Annotated in this window: 14 protein-coding genes and 3 riboswitches; of the genes, 9 read left to right on the forward strand and 5 right to left on the reverse strand. The window is 65.5% G+C overall.

Going from position 1 to position 14414, the window contains the following annotated elements; all coding sequences use genetic code 11:
- Positions 1 to 112: 112 nt before the first annotated feature.
- Positions 113 to 691: a TerD family protein gene (locus tag ACFWCF_RS00590; protein WP_378555897.1), complete on the reverse strand. Its 579-nt coding sequence runs from the start codon at positions 689 to 691 to the stop codon at positions 113 to 115.
- 73 nt (positions 692 to 764) lie between these two features.
- Positions 765 to 895: riboswitch (cobalamin riboswitch) on the forward strand.
- 74 nt (positions 896 to 969) lie between these two features.
- On the opposite strand from ACFWCF_RS00590, the gene ACFWCF_RS00595 reads away from it, so the two are divergent.
- The 7 genes from ACFWCF_RS00595 (at position 970) to ACFWCF_RS00625 (ending at position 9303) form a co-directional block, all read left to right on the forward strand.
- A complete protein-coding gene (locus tag ACFWCF_RS00595; protein WP_378555899.1) occupies positions 970 to 2127 on the forward strand; it encodes an ABC transporter substrate-binding protein in 1158 nt (385 codons plus the stop codon).
- On the forward strand, positions 2124 to 3224 hold the full coding sequence (locus ACFWCF_RS00600; protein ID WP_378555901.1) for a FecCD family ABC transporter permease: 1101 nt from the start codon (positions 2124 to 2126) through the stop codon (positions 3222 to 3224). Before ACFWCF_RS00595 ends, ACFWCF_RS00600 begins: the two co-directional genes overlap by 4 nt.
- On the forward strand, positions 3221 to 4045 hold the full coding sequence (locus tag ACFWCF_RS00605) for an ABC transporter ATP-binding protein (protein WP_378555903.1): 825 nt from the start codon (positions 3221 to 3223) through the stop codon (positions 4043 to 4045). Before ACFWCF_RS00600 ends, ACFWCF_RS00605 begins: the two co-directional genes overlap by 4 nt.
- The gene (locus ACFWCF_RS00610) at positions 4038 to 4685 is read left to right on the forward strand and encodes a (2Fe-2S)-binding protein (protein WP_378555905.1); all 648 of its coding nucleotides are present in this window, start codon (positions 4038 to 4040) and stop codon (positions 4683 to 4685) included. The genes ACFWCF_RS00605 and ACFWCF_RS00610 overlap by 8 nt, the downstream gene beginning before the upstream one ends.
- Positions 4682 to 5242 carry a hypothetical protein gene (locus tag ACFWCF_RS00615; RefSeq protein WP_378555907.1) on the forward strand — a complete coding sequence of 187 codons (561 nt, stop codon included), beginning with the start codon at positions 4682 to 4684 and terminating at the stop codon, positions 5240 to 5242. The genes ACFWCF_RS00610 and ACFWCF_RS00615 overlap by 4 nt, the downstream gene beginning before the upstream one ends.
- A gap of 183 nt (positions 5243 to 5425) precedes the next feature.
- A riboswitch (cobalamin riboswitch) is annotated at positions 5426 to 5630 on the forward strand.
- Positions 5631 to 5776: 146 nt separating this feature from the next.
- On the forward strand, positions 5777 to 8059 hold the full coding sequence (gene metE / locus ACFWCF_RS00620) for a 5-methyltetrahydropteroyltriglutamate--homocysteine S-methyltransferase (RefSeq protein ID WP_378555909.1): 2283 nt from the start codon (positions 5777 to 5779) through the stop codon (positions 8057 to 8059).
- A gap of 26 nt (positions 8060 to 8085) precedes the next feature.
- Complete coding sequence (locus tag ACFWCF_RS00625; protein ID WP_378555911.1) at positions 8086 to 9303, forward strand: cobalamin-independent methionine synthase II family protein; 1218 nt, start codon at positions 8086 to 8088, stop codon at positions 9301 to 9303.
- A 55-nt stretch (positions 9304 to 9358) separates the two neighbouring features.
- On the opposite strand, the gene ACFWCF_RS00630 is transcribed toward ACFWCF_RS00625, so the two are convergent.
- Positions 9359 to 9934 carry a TetR family transcriptional regulator gene (locus ACFWCF_RS00630; protein ID WP_054805766.1) on the reverse strand — a complete coding sequence of 192 codons (576 nt, stop codon included), beginning with the start codon at positions 9932 to 9934 and terminating at the stop codon, positions 9359 to 9361.
- An 87-nt stretch (positions 9935 to 10021) separates the two neighbouring features.
- Between ACFWCF_RS00630 and ACFWCF_RS00635 the strand changes: the two genes are divergently transcribed.
- Both ACFWCF_RS00635 and ACFWCF_RS00640 read left to right on the forward strand, forming a co-directional pair.
- Complete coding sequence (locus ACFWCF_RS00635; protein WP_378492458.1) at positions 10022 to 10474, forward strand: anthrone oxygenase family protein; 453 nt, start codon at positions 10022 to 10024, stop codon at positions 10472 to 10474.
- Between the two features lie 23 nt (positions 10475 to 10497).
- Entirely contained in the window at positions 10498 to 11265 is a 768-nt protein-coding gene (locus ACFWCF_RS00640) for an SDR family oxidoreductase (protein WP_378555913.1), read from the forward strand.
- 20 nt (positions 11266 to 11285) lie between these two features.
- Here the strand turns inward: ACFWCF_RS00640 and ACFWCF_RS00645 are convergent, their stop codons facing one another.
- The 3 genes from ACFWCF_RS00645 to ACFWCF_RS00655 form a co-directional block, all read right to left on the reverse strand.
- Positions 11286 to 12083 carry an ABC transporter ATP-binding protein gene (locus ACFWCF_RS00645; RefSeq protein WP_378555915.1) on the reverse strand — a complete coding sequence of 266 codons (798 nt, stop codon included), beginning with the start codon at positions 12081 to 12083 and terminating at the stop codon, positions 11286 to 11288.
- Positions 12080 to 13042: a FecCD family ABC transporter permease gene (locus tag ACFWCF_RS00650; protein WP_378556645.1), complete on the reverse strand. Its 963-nt coding sequence runs from the start codon at positions 13040 to 13042 to the stop codon at positions 12080 to 12082. The genes ACFWCF_RS00645 and ACFWCF_RS00650 overlap by 4 nt, the downstream gene beginning before the upstream one ends.
- Before the next feature lie 86 nt (positions 13043 to 13128).
- Positions 13129 to 14169 carry an ABC transporter substrate-binding protein gene (locus ACFWCF_RS00655; RefSeq protein WP_378556647.1) on the reverse strand — a complete coding sequence of 347 codons (1041 nt, stop codon included), beginning with the start codon at positions 14167 to 14169 and terminating at the stop codon, positions 13129 to 13131.
- Between the two features lie 53 nt (positions 14170 to 14222).
- Positions 14223 to 14392: riboswitch (cobalamin riboswitch) on the reverse strand.
- Positions 14393 to 14414: the final 22 nt, after the last annotated feature.

Raw genomic sequence — 14414 nt, forward strand, 5'->3', positions numbered from 1 at the left:
CCGGGCGCCCCGGGGTGGGTTCACCTCATCCTGCCCCCCCCCCAACCCGGGGGGGGGGGGGCGGGGGGGCCGCCGGGCACCCCACACGCCTCGTCGGCGGACCGCTACCGGGTCAGCCGATGTTGACGCCGTAGTCCCGCGCGATACCCGCGAGCCCCGATGCGTAGCCCTGGCCGATGGCCCGGAACTTCCACTCGCTGCCGTGGCGGTACAGCTCACCGAAGACCATCGCGGTCTCGGTGGAAGCGTCCTCCGTCAGGTCGTATCGGGCGAGTTCACGGTCGTTGGAACGGTCGACGACGCGGATGAACGCATTGCGCACCTGCCCGAACGACTGGCCACGCGCGTCGGCGTCGTGGATCGACACCGGAAACACGATCGACTGCACGTCCGCAGACAGGGCGACGAGGTCGATGTTGATCGACTCGTCGTCGCCGTCGCCCTCACCGGTCAGGTTGTCGCCGGTGTGCTCGACTGCGCCGTCGGGCGAACGCAGGTTGTTGTAGAACACGAAGTGCTGGTCGGAAAGCACCTTTCCGCCTGCACCCGCCACCAGTCCGCTGGCATCGAGATCGAAGTCGGTTCCCGTCGTGGCCCGGACATCCCAGCCCAGTCCGATCGTCACCGCCGTGAGGTTCGGCGCCTCCTTCGAAAGCGAAACGTTTCCACCCTTGGCCAAGCTGACACCCATACCGGTCCTTTCGATCGTTGTGGTGATCTCCACGATAGCCATGGACAGCCCGGTCCGTATTGCCGCCTTGGTCCGTGTGTTAGGTTCCCGACGTCGTATGCGACGACGCATGAGGAAGCCGGTGTGATTCCGGCGCGGTCCCGCCACTGTGACCGGGGACAGTTTCCCGGGAGCCAGATACTCACGTCGCCGTACTCACCTGGACGGGGCGGATCACCCCGAGAAAGGGCGTCTTCGCCATGCGCGTTCGCGCCGTACCACTCAGATTTCTCAGCGCTGTGACAGTCGCGGGTCTGGCACTCGCAGGGTGCTCGACCGCCACCACCGATACCGACACAGCTGCCTCAGACGGCTGTATCACCGACTTCGATTCGAGAGTCGACTACTTCCCCGACAAGTCGGAGATCGCCGACGCCGAGAATTTCTCGATCACCTACGAGAACAGCTACCAGGTACTCACCGTCGACGAGCCGTTTCCCGGTGCCGAACCGGAGTCGTACGTGCTGGTCAAGTGTGGCGCACCGGAACCGGAACTGTCGGACGATCTCGCCGATGCTCAGCAGATCTCGGTGCCGATCAGCAGCCTGTATTCGGGTTCGACGACACACCTGCCGCTCGTCACCGAGCTCGGCGTGCTCGACGCACTCACCGGCGTGTCCAACGGATCCTATGTAAGCGACACCGCGGTCGTCGATCGGATCGCATCCGGAGACGTCGCCGAATACGCGGGCGGCGGCACCATCGACACCGAGGCCGTCGTCGTCGCCGCACCCGACGTCGTGATGACCGGCGGTACCGACGACCCCGCATACGCGCAGCTGCGCGACGCCGGGATCGGTGTGGTCGCGAACGCCGAGTGGCTCGAAGCGTCGCCGCTGGGTCGCGCCGAGTGGATCAAGGTGATGGCTGCACTGACCGGCACGGAAGTCCGTGCAGCCGAGGTCTACGACGGAATCCGCAACGATTACCTCGAGGTCGCTGCGAAAGCGGCGGATACCGAAGGCTTTCCCGTGCTGCTGGGCAGCATGTCGCAAGGCACCTGGTACATGTCGTCGGGCGGCAGCTACATGGGCCGCCTGTTCAGCGATGCGGGGGCGACGTGGCCGTGGCAGGACGTCACCAGCACCGGGTCGCTGCCCCTCGACTTCGAGGCCGTGGTTGCGGAGGCCTCCGACTCACCGACCTGGCTTGTCGTCAACAGCTGGACCTCCATCGGCGACGCCCTCGCCGACGACGAACGCTACGGCGAGCTCGCGGCGGCCGGCACCGGTCAGGTGTGGAACGCGAACAAAGCGCTCGGACCGGGCGGCGGTAACGACTACTACGAACGTGGCGTGTTGCGACCGGATCTGGTCCTGTCCGACCTCGTCGCCATCTTGCATCCCGAGCTGCTGCCCGAGCACGAGTTCACGTTCTATCAGCAACTCCCGGCATGACCGCCGTACTCGGTGCGGCACCTCCACTCACTGAGACCTCCGCTCCCCCGGCCCGTGTCCGGCGCGCGGCAGTGGTGTTCGCCGCACTGATCGCGGCGCTCGTGATCGCCACCGTCGTATCGGTGACGGTGGGTTCGGTCACGGTGCCGCTCGGCGAAACCCTGCGCGTGCTGCTCGGCCAGGACGCACAGAATCCCCGCTGGGGCATGGTCATCCGCGACCTTCGGCTACCTCGCACGCTCACCGCGATCGCGGTGGGCGCGGCGCTCGGTATCGCCGGATTGCAGATGCAGACCCTGTTCCGCAACGCGCTCGCCGACCCGTACATCCTCGGCGCGAGCTCCGGTGCGAGTCTCGGTGTCGCGCTGGTCGTCGTGGCCGGTGCCGGTGGAGCCAGTGGATTCACCGCGAATCTCGCCGGACTCGGCAGAGCCGGAATCGTCATGGCCGCAGCGCTGGGCGCGGCAGGCGTACTGATGCTGATCGTGGTGCTGTCGCGGTGGGTACGTTCGGCGGTGACGCTGCTGCTCATCGGTGTGATGCTCGGATCGGCAACCACAGCGGTCGTCTCGGTGCTCCTCGTCTACACCGACCCGCAGCGCGCTCAGCAGTTCCTCGTATGGGGCCTCGGCAGTTTCACTGCGACCACGTGGTCGGACCTGAAGTTGCTGGTTCCCGTAGTGGTCGCCGGCATCGCGGTCGCACTGTTGACCGTTCGGGCCCTCAACGCGCTGCTGATCGGGGAAGGGTACGCGCGGTCGATGGGCATCGATATCCGCGTCGTCCGGTTGACGACGGTGGTATCGGCTGCACTGCTCGCGGGCGTCACCACTGCCTTCTGCGGGCCCATCGGATTCCTCGGTCTCATCGTTCCGCACTTGTCGCGCATGGCATTCGGCACCTCCGATCATCGGGTGCTGCTGCCCGGAGTCGCACTGTTCGGTGCGGTGGTGGCGCTGGTATGCGGTGTGGCGAGCCAGATGCCGGGCACCGACACGGTCTTCCCGCTCAACGCGGTGACCGCGCTCGTCGGCGCACCGGTCGTCATCGTCGTACTCGTCCGCAGCCGGCGTGGAGCATTGGGAGCAGCGTTGTGAACGGGGTGGAACTGTGTGACGTGACGATCGGTTACACCCGTCGACGCACACTGCGACGCACTGAGGTCACCGAAGTCGCGGCCGGTCTCGACGCCGTAGCCCGCCGCGGTGAGCTCACCGCTCTCGTCGGTCCCAACGGTGCCGGAAAATCGACGTTGCTACGTACGCTGTGCGGTCTGCAGCCGGCCCTGCGAGGCACGGTGTTGATCGACGGCGATGACGTGGCGTCTGTGCGTCCCGCCGACCTCGCAACCCGGATTTCGGTGGTCCTCACCGAACGCATCGATCCCGGCCTGCTGACGGTGCGCGAACTCGTCGCTCTCGGACGAACGCCACACCTCCCTGCCAGCGCACGACTTTCGCCCGAGGACAAGGCCGCGGTGGACTGGGCGCTCGACGCGGTCGGCGCGACAGAACTGGAGTCCCGGCAGTTCAGCGAGCTGTCCGACGGGCAGCGACAACGCACGCTCACCGCACGCGCCCTCGCTCAGGACCCGTCGTTGCTGGTGCTCGACGAACCGACGTCGTTCCTCGATGTGCCGTCCAGGGTCGAACTCGTCGACGTACTGCGGCGCCTCGCTGTCGAACAGAACCTCGCCGTGATCATGTCCACCCACGAGCTCGAGCTCGCGCTGCGTGTGTCGGACCGAATGTGGTTGCTCGACGCCGATCGCACGCTGACGTGCGACTCCCCCGCAGCTCTGGCCGAGTCCGGTCGGATCGGGGCAGCATTCGATCGTGGACGGATGCGCTTCGATCCGCGCACACTGGTGTTCGACCTCGATTCCGTCGCTCTCGACAGTGGGGACAGCCGTGCCTGACGCTGCTGCAGTACTCGAGCGCATCGCCGCGCGAAGTCCCTACTTCTCGGTGAGTACCGGCCCTGTGCCCGACGGCCTGTGGCGGCCGACATCTGCGCTGCACGACAGCATGATTCGAGACGCGCTGGTGTCGGATACCGCACAGCGGATGGGAACCGACGAGACGCGAGTGGCCGCGTCGACCCTGTTCTTCGGCTACGCCGCCCGATTGTGGTCGGTCGCGCTGGGTTCGATCGTCGATTCGGGGCGATGTGTCCGCCTCGACCCGAGCACGTTGCTGTGGTGCAACGACGACGGTCTGCGGTTGCACATCGTCAACCCAGAGTTCGGGTCCTCCACCGGCGAAATCCTCGACACCCAGCTCGAACCGCTCATCGACGCGTGGAGCGACATCGTCGCGCCGGGTTTGATGTGGGGTAACTCCGCGTCCGCGCTGATCGGGGCCGGACGCGTGATCGGTTACGCGGCGCAGGCACACATCGACGCCCTCTTCGACGATCCACGTCTGGTCGCCGCGATAGTCCGATCCACCGGTCGACGTCGCAGTTGCTGCCTGTACTACCGCGTCCCGGGCGGCGGCGTGTGCGGCGATTGCGTCTTCCCCAGCCCACCGAAAGCACCGACGAAGGAGATTCTGTGACAGTCGCATTCGACCCCGAGGTCGTCGACACCGAGGACGGTGGCCGTGAACAGCGCTGGCCGCTTCCCACCGACGAGGACTCACTGCTGCGACTGATCCGGCTGCTGTTCGACGAGTACTGGAACGACATGTGGTTCGGCCTGCTCATCGAGGGCTCGGCGCTCGAGGTCGCGGCACCCAATGCTCCGAAGAAGATCTCGATGTACGACGGATATGCGACCGTCGACTTCGGCCGTTGGCATTTCCACCTGTGCATCGGCGAACACACCGCGAGCGGACCGGAGCTCGGCCGTATCCGTCGCTGCAGCCGGGCTGAGCTGTACCGCAGGATCGGTAAGGACGACGCACCGACGTCGTGGGGTGCGCGCCTGTTCAACGGCCGGGGCGAACAGATGCTCACCGTCATGTTGCCCACCCCGTTCCTCACCAACATGCAGCAGCTGACGGACGAACCGGCATGGGCGCACCTCGAGGCATGGGACCGTATTCGATCGGAATTCCTCGGCCTGGAGCCGGATCCCCGTGACCGAACAGGCACAGGCTTCCGCCACTCCTGACCAGCACAGCCGACGGCTCTCACCGACCGAAATACAACGCGCGCAGACAGATACAACCCTGCGGAACGGTTGCATCTGTCTGGCTGCGTTGTCACTGTTCTTTCTGCTTTGCCCGTTCGAACGAGGACGTGGCTATACTCCGGGATGTAGTTGGTTCGCCGTGCCGGTCGTGAGGAGCCCCGAAGACCGTGGCGGCGTCGAAGCACCCCTCAGCGGGGTGTGGAAGAGGGAACCCGGTGAGAATCCGGGACTGTCCCGCAGCGGTATGCAAGAACGACCGCCGTCATCAGCACTGGGCACCGCCCCGGGAAGCGACGGCCAGTAGGTACGGGCCCATCGGCTCGGGCGCTTGCAAGTCCGAATACCTGCCATCTGCGCCGGGCACGCCGTGCCCGGCGGTGTGCCGCCTCGAGGACTGGGCGCGCGGACCCGCTGCGCTTTCGCTCCGACACAGTCGGAGACACCGGGGCTCGGTCGGATTCGCGCACTCTACGGGCGGTGGGCCATCCACGACCGACCACCGGAGTACCACCAGTGTCTACATCCTCTGCACCTGCTTTCCACGCCACCGTTCTCGGATCCGCACGGATCGGACCGAACCGCGAGCTCAAGAAAGCCGTCGAATCCTATTGGGCCGGAAAGATCGATCGCGACGCACTGGAGAAGGTCGCTGCCGATCTGCGCGCCGGCACCTGGGCTGCGCAGCGCGACGCAGGGCTCGATTCGATTCCCGTCAATACATTCTCGTTCTACGACCACGTCCTCGACACCGCCGCGATGCTCGGCGCACTGCCGCCGCGTGTATCCGGTATCGCCGACGACCTCGACCGCTATTTCGCGGCCGCGCGAGGCAATGACGACGTCGCACCGCTCGAGATGACGAAGTGGTTCGACACCAACTACCACTACCTCGTACCCGAAATCGGCCCCGACACCGTCTTCACGCTCGACGCGTCGAAGGTTCTCGGCGAGGTCGCCGAGGCCCACGCGCTCGGTGTTCCGGCCCGACCGGTCGTCGTCGGCCCGCTGACGTTCTTGCTGCTGTCGAAGTCCGTCGACGGACAGGACCTGCTGCTCGACCGTGTCGGTGAACTCGTCCCGCTCTATCAGCACCTGTTGTCGCAGCTCGCCGCCGTCGGGGTCGAGTGGGTGCAGCTCGACGAGCCCGCACTCGTCCGCGATCTCGACGACGCGACCGTCGCCGCAGTCGAGCAGGTGTACGGCACGCTGTCGCAGGCACAGGACCGGCCCGCGATCCTCGTCGCGTCCTACTTCGGCAACCTCGGTCCTGCGCTCGGCGCACTCGCCCGCACCGGTGTCGAGGGCCTCGCGGTCGACCTGGTCGCAGGTGACTCGGCCGACATCGCCGGACTGCCCGCCCTGGCAGACAAGATGATCGTGGCGGGCGTGGTGGACGGCCGCAATGTGTGGCGCACCGATCTGGAGAAGGCACTGGCCACGCTCGCGACACTGCTCGGCTCCACAGGCTCGGTGGCTGTGTCGTCGTCGTGTTCGTTGCTGCACGTTCCGTACACGATCGAGGCGGAATCGGGCCTCGACGAGTCGCTGCGCACGTGGCTGGCATTCGGCACGGAGAAAGTCGCGGAGGTTGCGACGCTGTCGAAAGCACTGCGCAGGGGTCGCGACGCCGTGGCTTCCGAGCTCGACGCGGCTCGTGCCGCCGCCGAAGTACGCGCGTCCGATCCTCGCCTGCGCAACGACCAGGTGCGCGGCATGCTCGACTCGATCGTGGGGAACCGCACTCGCACGTCGGCCGATCAGCGCCGCGAGATCCAGCGCCAGCACCTCGACCTGCCTTTGCTGCCGACCACCACGATCGGGTCGTACCCGCAGACCACCCGGATCCGCGTCGCCCGAGCTGCACTGCGCAAGGGCGAGATCGAGCGGGCCGAGTACCTGCAGCGGATGCGTGACGAGATCGCCGAGGTGGTCGCACTGCAGGAGAAGCTCGGAATCGACGTGCTCGTACACGGCGAGCCGGAGAGAAACGACATGGTGCAGTACTTCGCCGAGCAGCTGGACGGTTTCTTCGCAACCGAGAACGGCTGGGTCCAGTCGTACGGCAGCCGTTGCGTGCGTCCGCCGATCCTCTACGGCGATGTTGCGCGCCCGGACGCCATGACCGTCGATTGGATCACCTACGCGCAGTCGCTCACCGAGAAGCCGGTCAAGGGCATGCTCACCGGTCCCGTGACGATTCTCGCGTGGTCGTTCGTCCGCGACGACCAGCCCCTCGCCGACACCGCCGATCAGATCGCCCTGGCCATCCGAAAGGAGACGGTGGACCTGCAGGCCGCGGGAGTCCGCATCATCCAGGTCGACGAGCCCGCTCTGCGAGAACTGTTGCCGCTCCGTGTCTCCGAGCAGACGGAGTACCTGAAGTGGGCAGTGGGGGCCTTCCGGCTCGCGACGTCCGGCGTAGCGGATTCGACCCAGATCCACACCCACCTGTGCTATTCGGAATTCGGTGAGGTCATCGAGGCGATCGCCGAACTCGACGCCGACGTCACCTCCATCGAGGCTGCACGTTCGCATATGGAGGTTCTCGACGACCTCAATGCGGTCGGGTTCGACCTCGGCGTCGGTCCCGGCGTCTACGACATCCACTCACCGCGAGTTCCGGGCGAGGACGAGATCGCCGAATCTCTTCGCGAAGCCCTGCGCGCAGTTCCGGCCGAACGCCTGTGGGTCAACCCGGACTGCGGACTCAAGACGCGCGGCACCGACGAGGTCACAGCGTCGTTGACGAACCTCGTCGCTGCGGCGGCAACGGTTCGGTCCGAGCTCGACCGCTAACGATTCACAGAAAGCACTCGATCATCATGACAACGAAGCACATTCGCACCACGCACGCCGGGAGCCTGCCTCGAACCGACGTACTGGTGGCTACCAACCGGGCACGCCGGGAGGCCGCAGACGGCTTCAGGCTCGACACGACGAGCGACTATTCGGAACTACTCGCCGGACAGGTCGAGGCCTTGGTCCGTCGCCAGGTCGACCTCGGGATCACCACACCTGGCGACGGCGAATACGGAAAAGCGATGTCTTCGGCCGTCGACTACGGCGCCTGGTGGTCGTACTCGTTCCAGCGTCTGTCCGGGCTGGAACTGACCGAAGGTGGACCGTTCGGCGACGATCCTGTCCGGTCGACACCCGGTAACGTGCAGCTCACGACGTTCCCGGACCGACGTGACTGGATCACGTTCGCCGAGGCGTACGGCGATCCGAAGAGCGGTGTCTCCGTCGGTGACGAGGCGCCGGTGTTTCCGACCGCGACGGGTCCCGTCACCTACACCGGACATGATGCGATCGCGTCGGACATTGCGAACTTGAAGGCCGCCCTGTCTGTATCCGGGGCAGAGAACGGCTTCATCACCTCGCTCTCACCCGGCAGCGCATCGCGAATCGGAAATCAGTTCTACACATCCGAAGAAGAGTTCATCTGGGCTTGCGCGGACGCGATGCGCGAGGAGTACCGGGCGATCATCGATGCCGGGCTGATCCTGCAGATCGACGACCCGTCGATCGCCGAGAACTGGGATCAGATCAACCCGGAACCCACGGTGGAGGACTATCTCGCATTCACCCGCATCCGCGTCGAGGCGCTCAACCACGCCCTGCGTGGGTTACCGGAGGACCGGATCCGTTTCCACCTGTGCTGGGGCAGCTGGCACGGCCCGCACACCACCGATCTCGAGTTCAAGTACCTCGTCGAGACGATGCTGACGATCGACGCCGGTTCGTATTCGTTCGAGGCCGCGAACGTCCGTCACGAGCACGAATGGCGGGTATGGGAAGACGTGACGCTACCCGATGGCAAGCAGATCGTGCCCGGCGTGATCAGTCACGCCACGAATGTGGTCGAGCACCCCGAACTCGTCGCCGACCGGATCGAGCGGTTCGCGAGCGTCGTCGGCCCCGAGAATGTGATTGCCTCGGCCGACTGCGGTCTCGGCGGTCGCATCCACCCACAGATCGCGTGGGCGAAGCTCGAATCACTCACCAAGGGCGCAGAATTGGCTACCCGGCGCCTCTGGTAGTCGACGCTGAACCGGCGTGGTCCGGAAGAAATCCTCCCGGACCACGCCCGGCCCCTCATTCGACGGCAAAGCGATCGACGAGCACCTCGATGCGACGTGCGGTGTCCTGCGGAGGAACCCTGCCCGTTCGGGTGAGCTCGACCAGACCGTGCACTGCAGCCCAGTAGACCTCGGCCAGCAGACCCGGTTCGACGGTTCCCGCGACCAGTGTCAACGTGTCGTGTAGGACTTGGAAGGACTCACGCATCGGGGCCGGGGTCGCAGGGTCCGCGAAAGGCAGTCCGTTGTCGAGGTTGAACATCGAGTCGTACACGGCAGGATGTCGCTCTCCGAACGCGATGTAGGCACTCGTGAGGGCAGCGACAGCGGCGCGTGGCGAGTGGGTTCCGGAGACCGCTCGGGACAACTCCAGGGTCATCTCGGAAAATCCGTCCAGTGCGACAGCCGCGATGATCTCGTCCTTACCCCGAAAATGGCTGTAGAGCACGGGTTGGCTGTATTCGATCCGTTCGGCCAATCGCCGAGTGGTGACGGCGTCCCACCCTTCTGCCTCTGCCATCTCACGCGCTGCCGCGATGATCGACCTGTGGCGGGAAGCCCGCTCACGCGCTTTGCGCTCCTGCACTGACATTCCATGATTCTAGCAGCGCTAGATCTTGGGTCGTCGAAATGTTATCGTCGATCTAATTTCTAGCATTGCTATATCTAGGAGGTTTCCATGCTGAATGCAGTTGCAGTCACCACGGTCGTGGTCTTCGGCATGTTGGTGGGAGTGGAATTCGCCATCGCAGTATTCGTCAATCCGATCATGTATCGAATTCCTGACGATGCCGGTGTGGCTGCTCGCAGCGACGGCGCGCGGGTGCTCGGACGCGTGATGCCGTTCTGGTACATCGGCACGCTCGCCATTGCGATTCTGTGGACGATTCTGGGGTGGGGCGACACCACTGCATGGATGACGTTGGGGGCGTCGGCGTTGTTGCTGGTCAGCGTCGTGATGTCGGTCCTGCTTCTCGTACCGATCAACAATCGCTCGATCCGATGGGCAGAAGAGGGAGCGCCGCCGGACTGGAAGGAGCAAGCTGACACCTGGGACCGCTACCACTATGTGCGGGTTGGCGTCATCGCGCTCGGCTTCGCACTGTCGGCAGTTGGATTACTCCTGATCTGACCCGAAGGACTGCTACGGATCATTTGTCACCGATAGTCGTCACGGGCGGCACCGGCACCGTCGGCCATCATGTCGTCGACCGTCTACTGGACGCCGGGCGTCGGGTGCGCGTCGTCAGCCGTCGCGACAGAGCGACCGACACGAGAGCTGCGCTCGAGTGGGCAGTCGCCGATCTGGGCCGCGACGAAGGCATCGCGCACGCATTGGCGGGAACCGACACGGTTGTGCACTGCGCGACCGGCAACTCTCGACGTGCGGACGTCCGCGCCGCTCGGCACCTCTTCTCGGCTGCACGAGTCGCCGGCATCGAGCACGTCGTGCTCATCTCGATCGTCGGCGTGGACCGGATCCCCTTCGGGTACTACACGGGCAAAGTGGAGGTCGAACAACAACTCGAACGATCCCGGCTCGGGTACAGCATCCTGCGTTCCACGCAGTTCCACGAACTGGTGGCCCGCGTGTTCACCCTCCAGAGACGCCTACCCGTCCTTCTCACACCGGATATCCGGATCCAGCCGATCGCCGCGGCCGAGGTCGCCGACGAGCTTGCCCGGCTGGCGTCGGCTTCACCGGCCGGTCGAGTCCCCGAAATCGGCGGCCCCGAGATCGTCAGTACTCGCGACCTCGCCCGCACCTACAACTATTCGATCAATGCACGAAAACGCATTTGGCCAATACACATCCCTGGACGGGCATTTGCGGCCTTCCGCGCAGGACACAATTTGACCCCGGAACGCGCGGTCGGTACCCAGACCTTCAGCGAGTATCTGACCTTGAGTCGCTCCGGCTGAAAGTGTGGTGTTCTCGACCGCTATCCGCGGTCGAGAACACCAAATCCTGGAGCCGCAGATCGGCCCACTCGGTGGTAGCGGACGACCGGAATGCCGCCATCATCGGTGACAGAGGCCCGCACCCCGTACACCTGCTCGATCATGTCGGTGGTCAACGCCTCGGACGGTGCGCCGTGCGCGACGATCATTCCCTTCGAGAGCACCACGACCCGATCGCAGAACATCGCTGCGAGATTGAGATCGTGCAGCGCCACATAGCTGGTGACCGGCAGTGCCGCGACCCGTTCGAGAATGTCGAGCTGGTGCTGAATGTCGAGGTGGTTCGTCGGCTCGTCCAGCAGCAGTTCCTCGGGCTCCTGCGCGAGAGCGCGGGCGATCTGCGCTCGTTGACGTTCCCCACCCGACATCGAGCGCCACAACCGGTCGGCGAACTCAGCCATCCCCGTCACCACGAGCGCGTGCTCGATGGCGTCCGTTCCACCCTCGTCACGTCCGAAGACGTCGGAGTGCGGAATTCGACCGAGCCTCACAATATCTCGCACCCGGATGTCGACCTCGGTGTGCGCGTGCTGCCCGACCATCGCGACCCGGCGCGCCAGATCGCGGCGCCCGAGACTCCCGATGTCCCTTCCATCGAGAGCCACCGTCCCGCCATCGGGATGATCGATGCCTGCGAGCAAGCGCAGCAGGGACGATTTACCCGACCCGTTCGGCCCCAGCAGCCCGATCGTCTCCCCCGGCACGGGGTCGATCGTTACATCGTCGATCACGAGATTCCCACCGCGGCTCCATCGCAGCGACTGTGCGGACAGTGTCACGGCGTACTCCTCGTACGGAACAGGATCAGCGCGAAGGCCGGCACGCCGATGAGGGCGGTCACCACACCCACCGGTACCTCCTGCGGCGCGAACACGGTGCGGGCCACCGCATCCACCCATACCATGAAGACCGCACCCACCACGGCGGTGACGGGCACGAGGTGACTGTGCCGGGGTCCGACGAGGAAACGCGCGGCGTGCGGCAGAACGAGTCCGACGAACCCGATCGCACCCGCAGCACTCACCAGGACCGCGGTGATCAGCGCGGTCACCATCAGGAACATCAGGCGGGTACGCCCCACCGAGATACCCAGCGTCGCGGCCGTCGAAGTACCGAAGGTGAACGCGTCGAGGGCAGAAGCCCGCAACAGGCATACCAGGATTCCCAGCGCACATACCGCTCCGCAGAGCACGACATCACTCCAGGTGGCCCCGGACAACGACCCCAGCAACCAGAACAGCACACCGCGGGTCCGCTCGGCGTCGGCAGATGAGATGACGATGAACGACGTCAACGCCGAGAACAGTTGTGTTCCTGCAACACCCGCCAGTACGACGCGTGAGGTCCCGCCCCCTGCGCCGGTGGCGAGCAGCAGCACGAGCGCGAACGACGCGAGCGCACCCAGGAAGGCACCACCCGACAGCGACACGGCACCGCCGCCGATGCCGAGCACCGCGATCATCACGGCGCCGGTCGATGCGCCGGACGAGATACCCAGGACGAACGGGTCGGCCAGCGGATTGCGCAGCAACGACTGCATGATCACACCGCACACCGCGAGACCCGCTCCGCACACCGCAGCCAGCAGGGTCCGCGGCAGTCGCAATTCCCACACGATCCCTTCGCGGATCGCGCTCACCGAACTGTCCGCCAGACCGATCCGATCGAAGATCACCGCGTACACGTCCGTCACGGATAGTTCAGCGGGGCCGATCGTGACCGTCACAGCGATCGACATCGCCAGTACCGCGAGCCCGATCGCAACGACGGCCGCCGCGACCGGGGCACGCTCCACAGGCGACCAGGACTTCGTCGCCGACGCCATCAGCCCGCGAGGTTCCACTCGCGCAGCGCGTCGGCCACCTTCTCGATCCCGTCGATCGTACGGATCGACGGGTTCATGTCGGCACCGTTGACGACGATGTACCGCTTGTTCTGCACCGCTGTCAGACGCTGGGTCACCGAATTCGACTCGAGGAATTCGATCTTGCTGTCGAGTGCGTCGCCCGCGATACTGCGCCGGCTCAGGTCTCCGAGCACCAGTGCGGTGGGATCCCGGTCGAGGATCGACTCCCAGCTCACCTGCGGCCACTCGTTCGTGGTGTCGTCGAACACGTTCTCCGCACCGACGGAGTTGGTGATGATGCCTGACGATCCGCAGCAGCCCGCAACGTACGGGGTGGCGGTGTCGGCGAACCAGTACGCGAGCGACACTCCGGAGGCATCGATCTCGCCCGCAGCGGTCTCGTACCGCTGCTCGAGTTCGGCGACGAATGCTTCGCCGCGCTCCGCCACATCGAAGATCGCGGCGAGGTCGCGGATCTCCTTGTACACCGAATCCATCGTCAGGGGCTCGGTGCGGTTGCCGTCGGAGTTGACGCTGTTGTCGTCCTTTCCGTCGCAATCGGTGGGCGACAGGTACGACGGCACCCCGAGCTGCTCGAACTGTTCCGTCGTCGCGACACCGCCCTCACCGAGAGTGCCACCGAAGGACGCCGACACGAAGTCGGGTTCGGTGTCGAGCACGACCTCGAAGGAAGGATTGTTGTCGGCGAGGCGCGGGACCTTCTCGTTCTCGGCCGCGAGGTTCTCGCGCACCGGGTCGGTCCAGGTCGCGGTGCCGACCATGCGGTCGGCCAGGCCGAGCGACAGCAGGATCTCCGTCGACCCCTGGTTGAGCGACACAGCCCGCTGGGGAGGCCCATCGATCGTGACGGTGCGCCCGCAGTTCTCGATGCTCAGCGGGTAGTTCGACGTCGACGACGCGGTGATGTCCTGCTCGGTGGTATCGGTCTCGGTGTCGCTCGACGAGCAACCTGCCACGGTCATCGCCGCAGCGATGAGTGCGACACCGACACGCAGCATTGTGGGCCGCCCCGTGCGGGCGGCGAATATCGAAGTGTTCATGTCCATCCTCGTGGTGTTGCCTCGGTCGACGCAGGTGTCCTGGCTCCCGGATCGACGCTCTCCCCCGGCCTTCCAACCCGTACGGGCCGTGACCATGAATTGGGGGATCGCTCCTCGGTGACAGTTGCGGGACAGCCCCGGATTCGCACCGGTGTTCCCTACGTCGGTTCGAACAGTACAAGACCGGCCTCGACCTCCGAGCG

It is taken from the genome of Rhodococcus sp. NPDC060090, assembly GCF_042729855.1.
In the GTDB taxonomy this organism is placed as follows: Bacteria; Actinomycetota; Actinomycetes; order Mycobacteriales; family Mycobacteriaceae; genus Rhodococcus.

What these genes read in the sequence shown, in the direction of transcription:
- ACFWCF_RS00590 (WP_378555897.1), bottom strand. Translation starts at nt 691, where the DNA reads ATGGGTGTCAGCTTGGCCAAGGGTGGAAACGTTTCGCTTTCGAAGGAG.
- ACFWCF_RS00600 (WP_378555901.1), top strand. Translation starts at nt 2,124, where the DNA reads ATGACCGCCGTACTCGGTGCGGCACCTCCACTCACTGAGACCTCCGCT.
- ACFWCF_RS00625 (WP_378555911.1), top strand. Translation starts at nt 8,086, where the DNA reads ATGACAACGAAGCACATTCGCACCACGCACGCCGGGAGCCTGCCTCGA.
- ACFWCF_RS00630 (WP_054805766.1), bottom strand. Translation starts at nt 9,934, where the DNA reads ATGTCAGTGCAGGAGCGCAAAGCGCGTGAGCGGGCTTCCCGCCACAGG.
- ACFWCF_RS00635 (WP_378492458.1), top strand. Translation starts at nt 10,022, where the DNA reads ATGCTGAATGCAGTTGCAGTCACCACGGTCGTGGTCTTCGGCATGTTG.
- ACFWCF_RS00650 (WP_378556645.1), bottom strand. Translation starts at nt 13,042, where the DNA reads ATGTCGATCGCTGTGACGGTCACGATCGGCCCCGCTGAACTATCCGTG.
- ACFWCF_RS00655 (WP_378556647.1), bottom strand. Translation starts at nt 14,169, where the DNA reads ATGCTGCGTGTCGGTGTCGCACTCATCGCTGCGGCGATGACCGTGGCA.